This is a genomic window from Rhodococcus sp. 06-418-5, from assembly GCF_002258285.1.
Lineage (GTDB): Bacteria > Actinomycetota > Actinomycetes > Mycobacteriales > Mycobacteriaceae > Rhodococcoides.
Map to the genome: position 1 here is coordinate 108,484 of NZ_NOYE01000009.1, position 18,890 is coordinate 127,373.

Here is an 18,890-nt window from a genome sequence, read left to right on the forward strand (position 1 = left end):
CTGCTCACTCGGCTTCGAGTGCTGCGTGCGCAGCCGCCAACCGGGCCACCGGAACACGCCTCGGGGAGCACGAGACGTAGTGCAGCCCAACCGAACTGAGGAACGAGATGGAATCCGGATCGCCTCCATGCTCGCCGCAGACGCCCAGCTTCACGTCGGGGCGAACGGAGCGCGCGCTGTCCGAGGCCAGAGAGACCAGGGCGCCGACACCGTCACGGTCGAGTACCGCGAAGGGGCTGTCGGTCAGCAGTCCGTGCTCGAGGTAGTGCGCGAGCATCGTCTTCTCGACGTCGTCTCGCGAGAATCCGTACGTCAGCTGGGTCAGATCGTTGGTGCCGAAGGAGAGAAATTGCGCCTCGGCGGCCAATGGTGCCGCGAGTAGCGCTGCCCGTGGAGTCTCGATCATGCTGCCGACGAGATAGGGAACCGTGACCCCGGTGTCCGCGGCGACGGTCTCGGCGGCGCGGTGAACCTGTGCGATGGCCTCGGTCAGCTCCCCTGGCAGGGAAACGAGCGGGATCATGACTTCGAGTGCAGGCGTGAGTCCTTCGGCGTTCACCGTGACCCATGCGCGGAACAATGCTTCCGCCTGTGCGGGATAGAGGCGGGTCTGCACCATGGCGAAGCGCACCCCGCGAAGACCGAGCATCGGGTTGGACTCGTGTGTGGCAGCCGCTCGTTCGGCCTGGGCATCGTCTCGGTAGTGCCCGTCCGACGGCAGGAATTCGTGCAGCGGTGCATCGAGTAGCCGGACGGTGATCGGCCTGTCGCCCACGACGCGAAGCAGGTCGGTGAAGTCCGATTGTTGAGCCGCCGTCAGAGCGGCGATCGCCTCGATCTCCTCGGCTTCGTTCTCGGCGAGAACGAGCCGCTGCACCAGCGGCAATTGGTCACCCAGGAATTGATGTTCGGTGCGGCACAGCCCGATCCCTTCGGCACCGAGACGGAACGCGGTCGCGGCGTCTTCGGCGTTGTCGGCGTTGGTGCGCACACCCAGTTGACGAATCTCGTCCGCCCACCCGAGTAGCACCTCCAGTTCCGGCGATGGTTCCGCGGGCCTGATCGGCACGGCACCTGCGTAGACGTCGCCGGTTCGGCCGTTGACGGACACTGTGTCACCCTCGGACAGGGTGATGCCGTCGGACGTCACGGTGGCGGCACCGAGGTCGATGCGTAGCGTCGTCGCCCCGCACACCGCCGGACGGCCTGCGCCGCGGGCTACGACAGCAGCATGCGACGCCAGTCCACCGTTGGACGTGATCACCGCGGTCGCGGCGAGCAGGGCGGGGACATCTGCCGGGCTGGTCTCCGACGCAACGAGGATGACGTTCTTGCCTTCGGCGGCGAGCCGAAGGGCCCGCTCGCTCGACAGGGCGATCTCGCCCGTGGCCGCACCCGGCGACGCGGGAAGACCATGGGCGAGTAGGTGTTCCCGGCCGCTGAGTGTGAGCTGCGCGTGGAGGAGGTCCTGCATCAGGTCCGGTTCGAGCATGCGGACGGCATCGTCGCGTCCGATCGACCGACCGGTGGCGAGATCGACGGCAAGATTGGTGACCGCGCGGGGGCCCGGGTGTTCCAGCGCGCCGGCGCTGAGCAGTGCTAGCTGGCGGTCGCGGACCTCGAACTCCACTTCTGCGACCGCGCGGAGATGCGGCTCGAGCGTGGCGAAGATCTGGTCGAGAATCTGCACGCCACCGGGAGTGTGTGTGAGTGGTGCGCCCGGACCGGGATTGGGGTCGGCCCGGCGCACTCCGAGATGAAAGACACCGTGCGGCGCGTATTTTCCGCTCTCCAGGTCGCGACTGATTGCCGATCCGTACCCGGACTCGTCCCAGGAACCGAGCCGCAGGGCGCGAACGTGGAGAGCGATTCCCAGGTCGCCCGGCAACGACAGGGCGTTGCGCGCCCGCTGTCCGCGCGGAGAGGCCCAGCGAGCGAGCATGGCTTTGGCGGCGAGGCCGAGCTGTTCGGCTGGATCCGTGGGAAACGGTGCACCGGTGGACTTCTCGATCAGTTCGAGAAGTGCCGGCACGCGGGCACGACTGTCGGGGTGGTCGTCGTCGAGGTCGTCGAGATCGTCGGTGTCGATCTCCAGAGCGCCCTCGGCGACGAACCGAAGATTGGCAGCCCAGGAATCGTAGATGTCGCGTTCGCGGCCGATCACCTCGACGAGCGCGTCGATGTTGCGGCTCGACAGACCGATAGCCGAGATGGCGGGCGGTAGAGCGGATACTGCCACCGGGGCGCTGCAGCGCAGATGCATCAACATCGGCCTGCGTTCGGTGCGAACATCGGGCCAGATTCCGCGGACGGCCAGCTTTTCGAGCAGATCGATTGCGGTGGAAGCGGTCTCGCGGTTCTCGAGTCCGGTACCGGACCCGATCGGTACGGTCAGCCCGGGCACCACCGGCAACCCGAGCGCCACGAGGTTGTCCATCTCCACACCGTGAACACCCAGTACGTCGGCGCCGAGTCCTCGGGCCCGGCCCTGACCGTAGGGCACTGCCGCTCGTGTCGATGCGTGGATGACGTTGTCGAACAGGGTCATTCTGCGCTACCGGAGACGAGCTTCTCTTCGAGGGCCTCATCCTCGGCCCTGGTCATACCCAGCATCATGAGAACGTGCTGATGCAGCCACATCCACACGGTGTGGTAGCCGTCGGTCAGAGGCGACGTCAGAGACGCGGTGTCGCCGTTGTCGAACCGTTCGAGCGCTGCTATCAGCCGCTCGCGGTAGTCGAGGAGCTGCGGGCACTGCTTTCCCGACCGACGGAGCATCTTGGTCACGTCGTTGTGAATGTCTTCGAGCCGATCGCGAATCCTCGCGTCGTACTGGGCGTCCGAATGGTCGTTCGCGGAGCCGTCGGGGCGGCACTGCCAAGCAGTGCACAGCTCGCGCAGGCGACGGTTGACCGGAAGGAACACATGGAGCAGATCGGCGACGGCCTTGACCTCGTCGCTGCCCTCGGGGAGGCGAACCTGCGCTCCGGCGTGGTCGATACCGGCCTGTGTCGGCATGACGACGGGGCCCTTCGCGACGGCATCTCCGGCATCGACCACTGCTTGCAGTTCGGGTGTGATCGGGCCACGAACCATGCCCTTGACCACCAGATCGACCAACTCGCTCGTGACGACGGTCGGTGCGGACATGTTGATCGCGAGGTCGTTCATGGTGTTCCTCGTTCTTCTCCGGTCCCTGTCGGGACGGTCATCGGCAAGTGATGCGGCGCTTGCTGTCGGTAGGACTGTGACGGTGCTCATAACCTACCCAATTAGTAGTGGATGTCAAGAAACAATCCGCAAACTATGTACAGACTTGATTCGGCATAGTTACTTGACAACAAGTCCTCTAACCCCGCTAGGGTGACTGTGATGGCCGCCACTCGGCCGTGTAGCAGACGAAGTGAGGCCTCGAATGAACGACCGGCATGAGCTCTACATCGGCGGCAAATGGGTTCCGTCGTCAGGCGACGGAACGATCGACGTGCTAGAAGCGGCAACGGGGCAGTTGCTGGCCCGGGTACCGGCCGGCACCGAATCGGACGTCGACGATGCTGTCGCCGCAGCGCGCAGCGCATTCGGTGGATGGTCCCGGTCGACGATCGCCGAACGAGTGACAGTGCTGCGGCAGATCGCCGACGGGCTCGTCGAGCGTGAGACCGAGCTTGCCGAGATGATGGCGCGCGAAGTCGGTACGCCCATTGCGCGGTCGCGGACCGTGCAGGTCGGACTCGGCGTCACGATCTTCCGATCGATGGCGGATACCCTCGAGAGCATCTCGCTGGAAGAGCGCCGAGGTACATCTCTGATCATCAAGGTGGGTATCGGAGTCGTCGGGGCGATCACGCCGTGGAACTACCCGCTGTATCAGCTGGCAGCCAAGGTGGCACCCGCGATCGCAGCCGGTTGCACGACCGTCGTCAAACCCAGCAGCGTCGCGCCGCTGGCGGCGTTCGTCGTAGCCGAGATCGCCCACTCGGCCGGGCTGCCGCCGGGCGTGCTGAACGTCGTGACCGGTTCGGGCGGCCAGGTCGGGGAGCGATTGGCCGGTCATCCGGACGTCGACCTGGTGAGCCTCACCGGTTCCACTTCGGCCGGTGCCCGCGTCGGACAAGTAGCTGCAGCCGGAATCAAGAAAGTCACTTTGGAACTCGGCGGAAAGTCTGCGTTCATCGTCGCTCCCGACGCCGACCTGGACGCCGCTGTCACCGCAGCCGTTCGGGGTTGCTATGTCAACAACGGTCAGACCTGCACCGCCACCACGCGATTGCTGGTCCCCGCCGACCGTATCGACGAGGTCGAGAAGAAGCTGGTGGACCTAGTGGGGTCACAGACGGTCGGCGACCCCCTCGACGAGTCGGTGGACATCGGACCGATGGCGTCTCGGGAACAGCAGCAGTCCGTGCTGAAACATCTGGCCGAGGTGCCGGAAGGCGCAGTCTTCCTGGTCGGTGGACCCGGCGACGTCCAGGGACTCGACGCGGATCTGCGATCGGGATTCTTCGTGCGGCCAACTGTGGTCTCCCGCGTGGACAACAAGTCCGCGATCGCGCGCGAAGAGGTGTTCGGTCCTGTCCTCGCCGTGATCACCTACGACGGCATCGACGACGCAGTCGCGATCGCGAACGACTCCGACTACGGACTCTCCGGAGCAGTGTTCGCCGGCGACGACGACGCCGCGATTGCCATCGCTCGCCGGTTGCGCACGGGCCAGGTCTCCGTCAACGGTGGCCGGTTCAACGCGGCTGCACCGTTCGGTGGCTTCAAGAAATCGGGCATCGGCCGCGAGCTCGGACCCGACGGCCTCGACGAGTACTTCGAGTCGGTTTCGCTGCAGCTGCCCGCAAAGGCGACGTGACATGAGCGCCGACGATCATCAGGAGATCACGAAGCTCATGTCCCGCTTCGCGCGCGGAATCGATCTGCGGGACTGGGACATGTACCGGTCGGTGTTCACCGACGACATCGAGATCGACTACACGAGCTACCGCGCCGGCAACGGTGGTCCGTTCAAGGCGGACGACTGGGTGCAGCGAGGGCGGATGCTCTTTCCGGGACTCGCAGCGTCTCAGCACTTTCTGTCCAATCTCGACATCACCGTCGACGGTGACAGCGGAACAGTCATCTCTTATGTGCGCGCGGAGCACGTGCTCCCCAACACAGCCGGCGACGCGATGTTCACCATCGGGGGCTACTACACCGATTCGCTCCGGCGGGTCGACGGTGAGTGGAAGATCTGCAAGAAGCAACTGACGGTGCTGTGGAACTCGGGTAACCCGCAAATTCTGGACATGGCCCGAGAGCGCGCGGCCGCCTTGCTCGCCGCCTGACCGGTTCGGCACCGAACGCCGTCAGAGGTCACGAACCGGGTCGGTGCCGTCCCAGTTCGTGGCTGCGTCGGCGACGTGACGGTACAACGCGAGAATGCTCGGCCGCGGTTCGTAGATCTCGACGAGATGTCCCAGCTCGCCGCGGGCATCGTGGAACGCAAAGCTGTTCCCGTTCGGCGTGGTGGAAGAAAACACTGCGGGCCAACCGCTTTCGGTGAAGATGCGTTGCTGCTCGGCGAACGAGGCCACCATGATCGCGACATGGTGTACGCAGTGTCGTGCCGTCGTGGTCTCCGCGAATTCCGGTGGAGTCGACCTATGGGCCTGCACCAATTCGATCTGGGTGTGCCCCCACTGGCCGTAGGCAGAGGTGTGATCGAACGCTCCGGGGTTGCGTCGGACGAAGAACGGCCCGGCGCCGGTGCGGGACGAGAAGTCCGCGGCCGCCTTCCGTACGTCGTCGACCATGTAGGCGATCTGTACGACGCTGCCCAGCTGATACTCGCGCACTGGTTTCTCCTTCGGAGACCTTGGCTAACTTGGCGGCAACTATAAATACTTCGATGGGCGTCGAGACCCGAATCGTGTCAACTTCACTCGAGCGCGCGCCCGACGGACCTGTTTTGGCACGTCAGTGCACAAAACCAACTTTGTCGGAATGCTGGACTTATTCATGTACATAGTTGAGTATGACCTAGGTAACAACACAAGAATTCAAGTTACTCACCTCACGTAGGTAGGATTCCATGACAGATGCGCTCAGCATCAGCCGTCTCTCCAAGACCTTCGGCGGTCATCGGGCACTCGACGACGTCGAGCTTCTCCTCGCACCCGGCGAGATCCGCGGATTGGTCGGGCAGAACGGGTGCGGCAAGTCCACTCTCATCAAAGTGCTTGCCGGATATCACGATCCCGACGACGGTGCGCGGATCGCGGTCGGCGGTCATGAGCTGCACCTCGGAATTCCGGGCAGCGGTGAGGCTGCCGGTCTTCGCTTCGTCCACCAGGAACTCGGACTGGTCGAGAGCCTCGACGTGGTCGACAACCTGGCGCTCGGGCACGGATACAAGACCAGTGCCATCGGCACCATCGACTTCAGGGCAGAACGTTCTGGGGCCAAGGCGGCTCTTGCCGAGCTCGGTGTCGACCTCGCCCTCGACAAGCTTGCCGGGGCGTTGACCATGAGTGAACGCACCATGCTTGCCATCGCCCGTGCGGTCCAGGATCGCTCCGGTGGAGCCCGTGTGCTGGTACTCGACGAACCCACTGCCAATCTCCCTGCCGCAGAGGCAGTTCGGTTGTTCGATCTGGTCCGTCGAATCAGTGACCGCGGGGTGGCCGTGCTGTTCGTCTCGCACCACCTGAACGAGATCTTCACCCTCTGCGACAGCGTGACGGTCATGAGAGACGGCAAGATCGTGACCACGAGGGCCCTCGACGGTCTCGACGAATCCGGTCTCGTCGAACTGATGATCGGCCGCCGCGTCGAGGAGTTCCTCGCCGAACCGGAGGAGACCACCGACTCCTTCGGTGACCCCGTTCTGCAGATCGTCGAGTTGTCCTGTGGCGCAGTGGAAGGATTCAATTTCTCGATTCGTTCCGGTGAAGTACTCGGCATTGCCGGTATCACCGGATCCGGTCGAGAGCAGATAGTGCCTGCACTCTTCGGCGCGGAGAGCCGCGGGGGCGCGATCACCGTCGACGGGAAGACCGTCGAACAGGGTCGCCCGGACCTGGCGATGTCGGCGGGTATCGGCTGTGTGCCGGCCGAACGCCTCTCCAACGCAGCGTTCGCAACAGCATCCCTACGCGAGAACGTGTCGGTCGCCGATCCGTGGGGGTTCGCCAAGGGTGGTCTGGTGCGCGTCAAGCGTGAGAAATCCGATGTGGCGCACTGGCTCGAACGTCTCGGAGTGCGGCCCACGGGTGATACCGAACGGCATCTGAGCACCCTCAGCGGCGGCAACCAGCAGAAGGTCGTACTCGCGCGGTGGCTGCGTCGCAATCCCCGAGTGCTGCTGCTAGACGAGCCCACACAGGGCGTCGACATCGGCGCGAAGGCCGACATTCACGCCCTCGTGGACGCCGCCGCTCAGGCCGGCGCAGCGGTACTGGTGGTGTCCACGGACCACGGCGAGCTCACCCGACTGTGTGACCGGGTGATCGTGCTGTCGGTCGGCCGTGTTGTCGACGAATTCTCGCGGCCCCGGATCGACCCCGATCGGCTGACCGCTTCGACGTTGAAGAAACCTGCTCCCGCCGCGTCCTTCGTCGGCACTCGGACTCGGTGAAAGGATCACCATGACAACCCAATCCCACGAAGAAGCGGCGGCCGCGCCTGCGAGCCCACCATCAGGCGGAAGCGACCGCGCAAGTGCCCGAACGAAGGGGCGCACGTTCTCACTCGGACTCGATCGCTTCAGCGGTCTGTATGTGTGGGTCGCCATCATCGTGCTGTTCGCGATCTGGATCCCCGACACCTTCATGACCCAGGGCAACTTCCGCATCGTCGCCGGCGATCAGGCGATCACCGCCATCTTGGCCATCGGCCTCATCGTGCCGTTGGCCGCGGGCGTGTTCGACCTTTCCATCGCCGGCGTCATGGGGTTCTCGGTCGCGATGGTGTCCTACCAACTCTCCCAGGGCATCAGTACGCCTGTCGCCATCGTCACCACCCTGCTGTGCGGTGCGCTGATCGGTGCCGTCAACGGCTTCGTCGTGGTCAAATTGCACGTCGACTCGTTCATTGCGACGCTGGGTATGTCGAGCATCCTGCTGGCCGGAACCTACTGGGTGACCGACGGAAAGCAGATCACCGAGGGTTTCACCGATGGCTTCCTCGACATGGGCAGCAAGCCCTTCCTCGGCCTGCCGCTGCCGTTCTTCTACATGATCGCCGTCGCCGCGGTGATGTACGTTCTGCTCGAAAAGACTCCGTTGGGCCGTTACCTGTACGCCACCGGCGGCAATCGTCAGGCAGCGCGACTCGCCGGCCTGCGTGTCGAACGAATCATGTTCGGTGCCTTGATGACATCGGCGACGATCGCTGCGCTCACCGGAGTGGTTTTGGCGGCCAAGCTGGGCACCGCCGCGCCCGACATCGGGCCGTCGTACCTGCTTCCCGCCTTCTCCGCCGTATTCCTGGGCTCCACCCAGATCCGCGCCGGCCGCGTCAACGTGCTCGGCACGCTCATCGCCATCTATCTCCTCGCCACCGGTGTGAAGGGCCTGCAACTGGCCGGCGCACCCAGCTTCGTCAACGACCTCTTCAACGGACTCGCCCTCATCGTCGCCGTCGCGCTCGCTGCGCGGACCGCTCGCCGCAACTAGTTCTCCGAAAGGAACTCACGTGAAAACCAACACCTGGACAAAGGCTTTGGCCGGCATTGCTGCTGCAAGCCTGGTCCTGACCGGCTGCAGCAACTCGGACGACACGACCACCGGCGAGGCCGCAGACGTCGCCGGTGCGCAGGCTTTCGCCGATCAGTACGAGGCCGCGCCTACCGATCTCGTGCTGACCACACCGTTGAGCAAGGCGCCGGAGGAGGGCAAGTACGTCATCAGTATCGAGACGCCCCAACCGATCTCCAGCGCCAAGAACGACGCCATTCAGGAGGCGGCCGACGTACTCGGGTGGCGATACCAGCGTGTTCTGATGGGCACCGACGCCGAAGCGGCACCCAAGGCCATGGATCAGGCCATCGCCCTGAAGCCGGACGCCATCCACATCTCCGGCACACCGTTGACGATGCTGTCGAAGCAGATCGCCTCCGCCGAGGCCGCGGGCATTCCGGTGGTTGCGGACAGCATTGCAGGAGAACCGGTTCCCGGTGTCATCTCCACCGCGCTCGACGGCGATGCGCAGGTGCAGGAGTGGGGCAAGATGGTGGCCAGTCAGGTGGTCGCGGACAGCAACGGTGAGGCCAATGTCGCGATCTTTTCGATCACCGACTACTCCATCCTCAACGTCTTCACCGATGCTTTCACCGCGCAGTTGGAAAGTCAGTGCCCGGACTGCAAGGTCCAGCTCGTCAACCAGCAGGTCACCGATCTCGGAACCAAGACCCCGCAGAGCGTTGTCAGCACGCTCCAGCGTGACCCGACCATCAACTACGCGGTCTTTTCCTTCGGCGACCTCGTCCTCGGTGTCGATGCGGCACTACGCGGAGCGAGCCTGCAGGATCAGATCACGTTCGCCGGTCAGACGCCGACGCCGGACAACCTACAGTCGCTGAAGGACGGCGACAACAGTGTGTGGGTAGGTTTCCCGGTCCAGATTCTCGGATGGCGTGTGCTCGACACGTTGGCCCGCCAGTTCAACGGCGACGATGTGGCCGAAGCGGACGCGGCGTTCATGCCGACTCAGTTGCTGAACAAAGACAACATCGACACGGCGGTGCTCGACGAGGAGACCGGTTACTACGTGGGTGTCGCCGACTACCAGGATCAGTTCAAGACGCTCTGGAAGAAGTAGATTCGCATGATCCTCGCGGCAGCCGAGCGCATCGTGTCGTTGTCGTCCCTGTCCGCGATCGAGGTACCGCCTCCGCAGTTCGTCGAGTTCGCCGCCATGGGCGGGTTCAACGCAGTGGGTGTCCGTGCGGCGCAGACCGGGCAGGACAGGGGATTTCAGCTCCCCGCCGGGTCCGCGCTGCTGCGCGACACCAAGTCCGCCCTGGCGGACAACGGGATGCGCGTGCTCGACGTCGAAGTGGTGAAACTGCACCCCGGGAGCTCGCGTGGTGATTGGTCGGCGGTGCTCGAAGCCGGCGCGGAACTCGGCGCGGACTATCTACTCGTCACGGTGCTCGACGACGATCGGGGTCGCGCCGAGAGCAACTTCGCGGAACTCGCGGAACTGTCCGGCGACTACGGACTTCGCGCCTGTCTGGAACCGATGATCTTCTCGTCGGTGCGGGACGTGACGGCGGCCGCAGCATTCGTCGAGGCTGTGGCCGGCCGGGCCGGCGTACTCGTCGATGCGTTGCACTGGGCGCGTGCGGGTTCCGAGGTCTCCGACATCACCGCCGTCGCAGAGGATCTGCTGCCGTACTGCCAGCTGTGCGACGCGGTGTCGGCAGCCGCGTCGGTGGATCCGAACGCGGCCATCACCGAGGCCCGAACCCACCGTCTGGCTCCGGGCACGGGTGCCCTTCCGCTCGTCGAACTCCTGCGAGCACTCCCGGCGTCGGCCGCAGTCAGTGTGGAGGCACCCTCGGCCCGAAGCGTCACCGATCCGGGCGGGTGGATCGCCGAACTCGGCCGGGCAACGTGGACGGTGCTCGACGAGCTTGTGCACACCAATGAGAAACTGTACTCATGAGCAACAAAGTTTGTGTCGACCGGAAAGTGAACGCTGACATGACAACTGCAGTCGAGAACAAGTTCGTCCACATCGTCGCCCCCAGGGAAGCGGAGACCGTCGTCGAGGACACCGTGACACCGGCCCCTAACGGGGTGGTCGTCGACATTCGGTACTGCGGCATCTGCGCGACCGACACGCACGGATACGCGTCGGCAGCATTGCCGCCTGCGGTGTTCGGACATGAATGGACGGGCACGATCAGTGCGGTGGGTGCCGAGGTGACGACGGTGCGTGTCGGGCAGCGTGTGGTCGCGGGTGTCGGGCCGGCATGCGGGGCGTGCGCTCAGTGCCGCGCCGGGCACGCGGCCAACTGCGATCTCGCGTTTGCGGAGGCCAACGGAATCACCGACGATGCACCGGCCCACGGTGGTTTTGCTACCACGCTGAAAGTGTCCGCACGGCGGGCGATTCCGGTGCTGGACGCACTGTCCGACGAAGAGGCCGCGTTGATGGAGCCGGCCACCGTGACGTTCCATGCCGTCAAGCGAGCGGCCATCACGCTCGGCTCGATCGTCGTGGTCCAGGGTGCAGGACCGATCGGCTTGCTGACTGCTCAGCATGCGCGCACCGCCGGTGCCGGGCGAGTGCTGGTCAGCGAACCGTCACCCGCACGTCGTTCGGCGGCCAGCAATCTGGGCTTCGCCGACGTGGTGGAGCCCGGGGACCTCGCTGCTCTACTGAACGACGTCACCGATGGTCTCGGTGCCGACGTGCTGTTCGAGTGCACCGGCGTCGCCGCGCTGTTCCAGCCCTCGGCGGAGTTGGTCAGGCGGGGTGGAACGTTGGCGCTGCTCGGCTATCCCGGAACGGACTCGTCGGTGAGCTACGGGGACTGGCAGTCACGAGAACTGACGGTCATCGGTTCGCTGGCGTACTCGCACGAAGACTTCAAGGGGACGATGACGCTGATCGCCGAGGGCCGGATCGACGTGAAGTCTTTGCACACCGGGACGATCGGGCTGGGTGAGTTGGTCGATATGTTCGACGAACTCGACAGCGGTACCAGCACCCACGCCAAGGTGCTGGTGGACCCGAACCGCTAGGGGCCGGCGGGAACGGGGACGGTCTGGCCGCTGCCGCAGGTGGCGCCGCCGTCGACTGGGATCGCCACCCCGGTGACGAAAGACGCGAGCGGCGAGGCGAGGAATGCGATGACCTCGCCTACTTCGCGGGCGGTGCCCCAACGGTGCAGGGGCACCATGCCTTTGAGCGATTCGTAGCGATCGGGTGTGTTCTCTTCGATGCGCTTGGTCATTCCGGTACTGATCGGACCTGGGCAGACGGCGTTCACGCGAATACCGTCATTCGCGAGGTCGAGGGCGAACGACCTCGCCATGTTCACCGCACCCGCTTTCGCTGCGGCGTACGGCCACCGGTTGGGCTCTCCGCCCAACGCGGTTGCCGACGCAGTGATGACGACCGAGCCACCGCCGGCGCGGCGGAACGCCGCAATCGCCTCGCGCACACCGAGTGCGATCGCCCGAAGGTTCACGTCGATCGACCGGTCGAAGACGTTCATGTCGAGTGTCTCGATCGAGCCCGATGCCGGAACTCCGGCGTTGAGCACCAGGGCATCGAGTCGGCCGAACGAAAGCTCGGCCTGCTCGACGGCGGCGCGGTTGTCGTCGGCGTGGGTGACGTCGCCGACGAAGGCGACCGCATTGTCGTTGCCCGCCAACCAGTCCAGTGAATTCGAGGTGGTGTCGAAGGCGACCACCGACCCACCGCGTTCGAGAATGATCTCGACCGTGGCACGGCCGATTCCGGACGCTGCGCCGGTCACGACCGCCACGAGACCGGCGGTCACGACACCTGCTCCAGCGGCAACGGGCCCGGTGTCCCTCTCGACGGTCGACGACCGGCCGGCGCCGCCGAACGCTGGGCTGTCATAGTGCACTCGCTTTCGGCGTGGTCAGTTCTGCGGCGGTTTCGAGCAGGGTGGCCAGCCGTGCCGGTGCCGCAGCCCAATCGGCGGGTGATCGCATGTCGTCCCAGAAGTTGACCTCGACGATCAACTGCTCCGCGCCGGCGGCGATCGCGGTCCGGATGTCCTTCTCGACACCCTCGATGCCTTGACCGGCCGAGCCGACGGCATCGGTCGGTCGCTGCAGATAGGATCGCAGGAAAAGTCGAACGGGATCCATACCGGCCGGGCGCATTTCGGCCATCGTGTCGAGCTGGTCGAGCAGCGCTGCCGATGTACCGCTGCTGGGGTTCCAGATGTCGAAAAGGGCTGCGGTCCTTGCTAATCCGGTGGTGGACCGCAGTCCGGACAGGAGCGGCGGGTGCGGCTGCTGTATTGGTTTGGGCCGAACGACGGAGCGGGGGATGGTGAAGAATTCGCCGTCGAACCGTACGGGATCAGGACCCCAGCACGCCTGAACGGCGTGCACGAGTTCACTCATTCGTCGACCACGGGTACGCGGATCGACGTCCATCTGGGTGTGTTCCTCGTCGGACCAGCCGGCACCGAGACCCGCGACGAGCCGTCCGCCGGAAAGGATGTCCAGAGTCGAAAGTCGCTGCGCCAGTTCGATGGGACGATGGTAGCCAGCGACCAGGATGCTGCTGCCGATCGTGACCGTCCGAGTGCAGGCTGCCACGTAGGCCATGAGTTCCGTGGCCCCGAGCACCGAGCGGTAGGCCGGGTGGACGCTGGTGGTGTGGCGACCTCCGTAGATTGATTCGTTCACTTCCGGATAGAACAGGTGTTCCTGGACCCACAGGCTTGCGAACCCGAGTTCCTCGGCCGAAGTGGCGAACTCGCGCACCGCACCGACGTCGACATGTTCCCCGAGCTGGGGGAGGCTCAATCCGATACGTAGGCTCACAGGACGGTCACCGTTCCGGTGTTGCCGTCGACCTCGATCATCGCTCCGTCGGGGATCCTGGACGTGGCGTCCTGCACCGACACGGCACAGGGGATGCCGAGCTCGCGGCAGACTATCGACGAGTGAGTGATAGTGGCACCGACGTTGACCACCACACCGCCGGCGAAGACGAACAGTGGCGTCCAGGCCGGATCGGTCTGCGGCGCAACGATGATGTCGCCTTCGGCCAGATCGCCGACCTCGTAGGGATCGTGCAGAATCCGGGCTCGGCCACGGCTCACCCCCGGTGCACCGGCCACACCGGACAGCGCGTCGCCAGGCGCCGCGATCTGTGCCTTGTGCTCGGTCCGCCTGGGCCACTGCGACAACGGGAGCTTCTCGAACAGGAAGAAAGGTGGTTCGAGGTCGAACAGCGCCAGGTATTGCTCACGTCTGTCCGCAATGGTGTTCTCGAACGACTCGGGGTCCGCCACGAACGCGTCGAGCTCGTCGTCGAGCAGCATGGTGACGTCGTGGTGGTCGCCCATCACTCCCCGATCCACCATGCGATGGCCCAGTTCGTAGAGCGCAGTCCGCATTTCGCCCATGACCTTCACGCATGCGGTCTTGGTTCGTTCACGCCACGGCATGAATTTCGTGATGGATTTGGCAGCGTCGAGAAAGCTCTGCCGAGTGGCGTCGTCGGGCATCTTGGCGGCGAGTTCGGCGGTGAGCGCGATGCGCTTGGCCTGGTTACGCTCTCGGATGAGCTCAGGGTCGTTCTCCACGGGGCTCATCCGCATGCCGTTGACTGCGAGCAGCGCCAGGACCGGCTTGGATTCCCAACTGTCCGAGCGGATGTCCCATTCGTTCGGCGCGCGCGACCCGTACTTGTAGAGGAACTCGTCGAAGTCCGTTCGAAACTGTTTCGCGTCGGGGGTGCCGCTCGCGTCGACGGCCTCGAGCAACGTGGCGAGGCCGTCGTCGAAGAGTGCGGTCAGTTCTGCAGACCCGGCGACGAGGCGGCCCATGTTCCACAGTGCGTAGGAGGGCTCCGCGGAGTCGACTCCGCCGAGGCCGCTGAGGAGATCGCCGAGCTTGTCTGCTTCGCCGATGGATTCGAGCAGCGCGCCTGCGACGGCCGGCCCCATCGTCGACAGGGTAGTGGTGACGGGGTGATAGGCGTAGCAGAAGATCAGGTCCGGAACGAAGGAGCGGGCGTGATCGACGAGCTCCTGGTCGCTCATGGCCGTGACATCGGGGCGATTCGCGCGCGCGAGATCGGCACGGTGCTTGGCTTCTTCGGCCTCGGGGAATGTGTCGGTGGTCAGTGACCACGCGGTCTTCTCTGCCAGGCCCGCGGTGAGTTCGGCGTTCTGGTGGCCGGGCTTCTCGACGTACTCGGGGATGTCCGGATGATCGCCGACCCACAGGCTGTTCCAGACCGGAACGGTCAGTCCGGGAAGTCGGGCACCGTTGAGTTCTGTCATCGAGAAGTTCGTGTAGTGGTACCCACCGAAGTTGCCGATGATCTCCGGCATCCCTTCGTCGATCTCGGACGCGAGATGAGTCCCGAGGTGCTCGACGTAGCCTTCACGCCAACCGATGTTCAGGCCCTTGTTCCATACGAGGGTCACGTTGAGCGGACTCGACGGGTCGGGCAGAACCTCACCGGCGTTCGCCCGTGTGTAGACCGGGTACCGCTCGCTGAACTCCCAATCGGTGATCCAGCTGTCGGAATTCTGGTCGCTGCTCATCGAGTCCTCCTCATCCGTGGCGTGGACTGTATTTCAAGTCACACTATAGAAACAGTGGGTCAATGGAAACATGCACAGAGATATTGCGCAGCAGTTTGAGAAGCTTGTTCTGGAGAACGGTCCACACTACTAACTTTACTATCAATCTAGTAAGAAGCCTGGTTTTGTGGGAGACTCGGCCCATACCCCGTCAGTCGGCATGCCGCCGGCCCCTACCCGGGAGGAACATCATGTTCGCAAAAGTCCTCGTTGCAAATCGCGGAGAGATTGCCGTCCGCGCGTTCCGTGCGGCGGTCGAACTGGGCGCTTCCACCGTTGCCGTCTATCCGTATGAAGACCGCAACTCTGCGCACCGGGCCAAGGCGTTCGAGTCCTATCAGATCGGCGAGCCGGGTCACCCGGTCCGCGCCTACCTCTCGGTCGACGAGATCATCTCGGCCGCAAAGAAATCCGGTGCCGATGCGGTGTACCCGGGGTACGGTTTCCTGTCGGAGAACGCCAACTTGGCCGCAGCGTGCAAGGCCGCCGGTATCACGTTCGTCGGCCCGTCCGCCGAGATCCTCGAGCTCACCGGAGACAAGTCGCGCGCTGTTGCCGCAGCCGCCGCGGCAGGGCTTCCGGTTCTCGCATCGTCGGCTCCGTCCGAGGATCCGGACGTGTTGATCGCGGCAGCCGAAACGATGTCGTTTCCGATTTTCGTCAAGGCGATTGCCGGCGGTGGCGGCCGCGGCATGCGCAGGGTGGTCGCACCGGAGGAACTACGCGACGCCATCGAAGCCGCATCTCGCGAGGCGAGGACCGCGTTCGGCGACGGGACCGTCTTTCTCGAACAGGCGGTCGTCGACCCCCGGCACGTCGAGGTGCAGATTCTCGGCGACGCGACGGGTGAGGTCATTCACCTGTTCGAGCGTGACTGCTCACTGCAGAGGAGGCATCAGAAGGTAGTCGAGGTCGCCCCGGCTCCCGGGCTCGATCCCTTACTGCGAGAACGAATCTGCGCAGACGCGGTCAGGTTTGCCCGGCACATCGGTTACACCTGTGCGGGTACGGTCGAATTCCTGCTCGACGCGCTTGGAAACTACGTGTTCATAGAGATGAATCCGAGAATTCAGGTCGAACATACGGTGACCGAGGAAATCACCGACGTGGATCTGGTGGGCTCGCAACTGCGCATCGCGTCCGGTGAAAGCCTGGCCGATCTGGGATTGAGCCAAGATTCCATCGTGATCCACGGCTTCGCCATGCAGTGCCGCATCACCACCGAGGACCCGACCGACGGCTTCCGTCCGGACACCGGGCGCGTCACCGCCTACCGCACCCCTGGAGGGTCGGGTGTGCGCCTCGACGGCAATGTCGGCGTGGGGTCGGAGATCGGGTCGCACTTCGATTCGATGCTCGTCAAATTGACCTGCCGCGGGCGTGATTTCGCCACCGCTTCCGCGAGATCACGACGGGCGATCGCCGAATTCCGGGTACGCGGTGTGGCGACGAACATCCCGTTCCTGCAGGCGGTGCTGGACAACCCGGACTTCCTCGCGTGGAAAGTCACCACGACCTTCATCGAGGAGCATCCGGAACTGTTGACGCAGAACACCTCTGCCGACCGTGGCACGCGCATCCTGCAGTACTTGGCCGACGTCACCGTCAACCGCCCGCACGGCGAGCGACCGTCGCCGGTCTACGCGATCGACAAGCTTCCGTACGTCGACACCCGAGTCGCGCCTCCCACCGGCTCGAGGGACCGGCTGATCGCTCTCGGGCCGACCGGTTTCGCGGCCGAGCTGCGATCTGCGACCGCACTCGCCGTTTCCGACACCACTTTCCGCGACGCGCACCAGTCCCTGCTGGCCACCAGGGTGCGCACCCGCGACCTCGTCGCGGTGGCACCCCACGTTGCGCGCCTCACCCCGCAGCTGTTCTCGATCGAGGCCTGGGGTGGCGCGACCTACGATGTTGCGCTTCGGTTTCTGCACGAGGATCCGTGGGAACGACTCGCCGCCCTACGCGCGGAGATGCCCAATATCTGTCTACAGATGCTTCTGCGCGGCCGAAACACCGTCGGCTACACGGCGTACCCCGACCGCGTCACGCACGCCTTCGTGCAGGAAGCCACCGACACCGGAGTCGACATCTTCCGAATCTTCGACGCTCTGAACAACGTCGATCAGATGAAGCCTGCCATCGACGCAGTCCGCGACACCGGGACCGCTGTCGCGGAGGTGGCGATGTCCTACACCGGCAATCTGGCCGATCCGAACGAAACCCTTTACGACCTCGACTACTACCTGCGCCTGGCCGACCGGATCGTCGACGCGGGTGCCCATGTCCTGGCCATCAAGGATATGGCGGGCCTGCTGCGACCGCCCGCCGCAGCGACTCTGGTCGCCGCGCTGCGGTCTCGCTTCGACCTTCCCGTGCACTTGCACACCCATGACACCCCCGGCGGCCAACTCGCGACGTACTACGCCGCGTGGCAAGCCGGCGTCGATGCCGTCGACGGGGCGAGTGCAGCCCTGGCCGGGACGACGAGTCAGCCCGCGTTGTCGGCGATCGTCGCTGCAACAGACAACACCGACCGTGCCACCGGACTCGATCTCGCGGCGGTCTGCGACCTCGAACCATATTGGGCAGCAGTGCGTTCCACGTACGCGCCGTTCGAGTCAGGCCTCCCGTCGCCCACCGGGCGCGTCTACACCCACGAGATCCCGGGCGGTCAGCTCTCCAATCTGCGCCAGCAGGCGTCCGCGCTGGGGCTCGCGCACCGTTTCGAGGACATCGAGGCTGCCTACGCGGGGGCGGATCGGGTGTTGGGCCGACTCGTCAAGGTCACGCCGTCGTCGAAGGTGGTGGGCGACCTCGCGCTGGCGCTGGTCGGTGCGGACGCGACGGCCGCCGAATTCGCCGACGACCCATCGAGTTACGACATTCCAGGGTCGGTCGTCGACTTCCTCCGCGGTGATCTCGGCGAACCGGCGGGCGGATGGCCGGAACCGCTTCGAAGTCGGGCATTGACCGGCCGGGCGGAAGCGTGCGCCGCCACTGCGTTGACCGAGGCGGACGAGAAGAATCTGTCCGCGCCCGGCCACGAACGCCGAACCACGCTGAATCGTTTGCTTTTTCCAACGCCCGCCCGCGAGTTCGAGCAGCACCGCAAGGACTATGGCGACACCTCGCAATTGTCGACCAATCAGTACTTCTACGGATTGCGGCAGGGAGAGGAGCACCGAGTTCGGCTCGAGCAGGGCGTCGAACTGCTGATCGGGCTCGAGGCGGTATCGGACCCCGACGTCGAAGGAGTCCGCAACGTTCTGTGCATCCTCAACGGCCAGCTGCGTCCGGTGAGGATTCGCGACCGGAGCATCGAAACCACCGCCCGGTCTGCCGAGAAGGCCGATAGCACCGATCCCGGGCACATACCCGCACCGTTCAGCGGTGTCGTCACGCTGTCGGTCAAAGAGGGCGACGTGGTCGCGCAAGGTGAATCGGTCGGGTCGATCGAGGCCATGAAGATGGAAGCGACGATCACCGCGACCAGGGCAGGTATGGTCACCCGCGTTCCGATCGGCCGTACCTCTCAGGTCGACGGCGGCGATCTTCTGCTGGTGCTGGCGTAACCGCCCGCCGCCCT

General features: G+C 64.9%; 14 protein-coding genes. 8 read left to right on the forward strand and 6 right to left on the reverse strand.

Annotation, left to right across the window (positions count from 1 at the left end):
- Positions 1–4: 4 nt before the first annotated feature.
- A complete protein-coding gene (locus CH274_RS04405; RefSeq protein ID WP_094656876.1) occupies positions 5–2,548 on the reverse strand; it encodes a putative PEP-binding protein in 2,544 nt (847 codons plus the stop codon).
- Entirely contained in the window at positions 2,545–3,171 is a 627-nt protein-coding gene (locus CH274_RS04410) for a hypothetical protein (RefSeq protein WP_094656877.1), read from the reverse strand. Before CH274_RS04410 ends, CH274_RS04405 begins: the two co-directional genes overlap by 4 nt.
- Before the next feature lie 244 nt (positions 3,172–3,415).
- Between CH274_RS04410 and CH274_RS04415 the strand changes: the two genes are divergently transcribed.
- Positions 3,416–4,858, forward strand: coding sequence for an aldehyde dehydrogenase family protein (locus tag CH274_RS04415; RefSeq protein ID WP_094656878.1), 1,443 nt, complete (start codon positions 3,416–3,418; stop codon positions 4,856–4,858).
- 1 nt (position 4,859) lies between these two features.
- The gene (locus CH274_RS04420; RefSeq protein ID WP_094656879.1) at positions 4,860–5,330 is read left to right on the forward strand and encodes a nuclear transport factor 2 family protein; all 471 of its coding nucleotides are present in this window, start codon (positions 4,860–4,862) and stop codon (positions 5,328–5,330) included.
- 21 nt (positions 5,331–5,351) lie between these two features.
- Here the strand turns inward: CH274_RS04420 and CH274_RS04425 are convergent, their stop codons facing one another.
- Positions 5,352–5,840 (reverse strand): VOC family protein, encoded by a 489-nt coding sequence (locus tag CH274_RS04425; protein ID WP_094630337.1) that lies wholly within the window; start codon positions 5,838–5,840, stop codon positions 5,352–5,354.
- 236 nt (positions 5,841–6,076) lie between these two features.
- Between CH274_RS04425 and CH274_RS04430 the strand changes: the two genes are divergently transcribed.
- The 5 genes from CH274_RS04430 to CH274_RS04450 are packed head-to-tail and all read left to right on the forward strand — an operon-like array spanning position 6,077 to position 11,738.
- Complete coding sequence (locus CH274_RS04430) at positions 6,077–7,621, forward strand: sugar ABC transporter ATP-binding protein (protein WP_094656880.1); 1,545 nt, start codon at positions 6,077–6,079, stop codon at positions 7,619–7,621.
- A gap of 10 nt (positions 7,622–7,631) precedes the next feature.
- Positions 7,632–8,660: an ABC transporter permease gene (locus CH274_RS04435; RefSeq protein WP_256993483.1), complete on the forward strand. Its 1,029-nt coding sequence runs from the start codon at positions 7,632–7,634 to the stop codon at positions 8,658–8,660.
- Positions 8,661–8,679: 19 nt separating this feature from the next.
- A complete protein-coding gene (locus CH274_RS04440; protein WP_179275641.1) occupies positions 8,680–9,804 on the forward strand; it encodes a sugar ABC transporter substrate-binding protein in 1,125 nt (374 codons plus the stop codon).
- A gap of 6 nt (positions 9,805–9,810) precedes the next feature.
- The gene (locus tag CH274_RS04445; protein ID WP_256993484.1) at positions 9,811–10,653 is read left to right on the forward strand and encodes a sugar phosphate isomerase/epimerase family protein; all 843 of its coding nucleotides are present in this window, start codon (positions 9,811–9,813) and stop codon (positions 10,651–10,653) included.
- 38 nt (positions 10,654–10,691) lie between these two features.
- Positions 10,692–11,738: a zinc-dependent alcohol dehydrogenase gene (locus CH274_RS04450; protein WP_094656882.1), complete on the forward strand. Its 1,047-nt coding sequence runs from the start codon at positions 10,692–10,694 to the stop codon at positions 11,736–11,738.
- Here CH274_RS04450 and CH274_RS04455 read toward each other — a convergent pair.
- From CH274_RS04455 to CH274_RS04465, 3 genes are all read right to left on the reverse strand, one after another.
- Positions 11,735–12,502 carry an SDR family NAD(P)-dependent oxidoreductase gene (locus CH274_RS04455; RefSeq protein WP_094630636.1) on the reverse strand — a complete coding sequence of 256 codons (768 nt, stop codon included), beginning with the start codon at positions 12,500–12,502 and terminating at the stop codon, positions 11,735–11,737. The genes CH274_RS04450 and CH274_RS04455 overlap by 4 nt on opposite strands.
- Positions 12,503–12,581: 79 nt before the next feature.
- Positions 12,582–13,526 carry a TIGR03619 family F420-dependent LLM class oxidoreductase gene (locus tag CH274_RS04460; RefSeq protein ID WP_094630341.1) on the reverse strand — a complete coding sequence of 315 codons (945 nt, stop codon included), beginning with the start codon at positions 13,524–13,526 and terminating at the stop codon, positions 12,582–12,584.
- Positions 13,523–15,262, reverse strand: coding sequence for a PEP-utilizing enzyme (locus CH274_RS04465; RefSeq protein ID WP_094630342.1), 1,740 nt, complete (start codon positions 15,260–15,262; stop codon positions 13,523–13,525). Before CH274_RS04465 ends, CH274_RS04460 begins: the two co-directional genes overlap by 4 nt.
- 230 nt (positions 15,263–15,492) lie before the next feature.
- Between CH274_RS04465 and CH274_RS04470 the strand changes: the two genes are divergently transcribed.
- Complete coding sequence (locus CH274_RS04470; protein WP_094656883.1) at positions 15,493–18,876, forward strand: pyruvate carboxylase; 3,384 nt, start codon at positions 15,493–15,495, stop codon at positions 18,874–18,876.
- Positions 18,877–18,890: the final 14 nt, after the last annotated feature.

Coding starts and splice junctions, on each gene's coding strand:
- CH274_RS04405 (WP_094656876.1), bottom strand. CDS start 2,548: ATGACCCTGTTCGACAACGTCATCCACGCATCGACACGAGCGGCAGTG.
- CH274_RS04415 (WP_094656878.1), top strand. CDS start 3,416: ATGAACGACCGGCATGAGCTCTACATCGGCGGCAAATGGGTTCCGTCG.
- CH274_RS04450 (WP_094656882.1), top strand. CDS start 10,692: ATGACAACTGCAGTCGAGAACAAGTTCGTCCACATCGTCGCCCCCAGG.
- CH274_RS04445 (WP_256993484.1), top strand. CDS start 9,811: ATGATCCTCGCGGCAGCCGAGCGCATCGTGTCGTTGTCGTCCCTGTCC.
- CH274_RS04410 (WP_094656877.1), bottom strand. CDS start 3,171: ATGAACGACCTCGCGATCAACATGTCCGCACCGACCGTCGTCACGAGC.
- CH274_RS04420 (WP_094656879.1), top strand. CDS start 4,860: ATGAGCGCCGACGATCATCAGGAGATCACGAAGCTCATGTCCCGCTTC.
- CH274_RS04465 (WP_094630342.1), bottom strand. CDS start 15,262: ATGAGCAGCGACCAGAATTCCGACAGCTGGATCACCGATTGGGAGTTC.
- CH274_RS04470 (WP_094656883.1), top strand. CDS start 15,493: ATGTTCGCAAAAGTCCTCGTTGCAAATCGCGGAGAGATTGCCGTCCGC.
- CH274_RS04435 (WP_256993483.1), top strand. CDS start 7,632: ATGACAACCCAATCCCACGAAGAAGCGGCGGCCGCGCCTGCGAGCCCA.
- CH274_RS04430 (WP_094656880.1), top strand. CDS start 6,077: ATGACAGATGCGCTCAGCATCAGCCGTCTCTCCAAGACCTTCGGCGGT.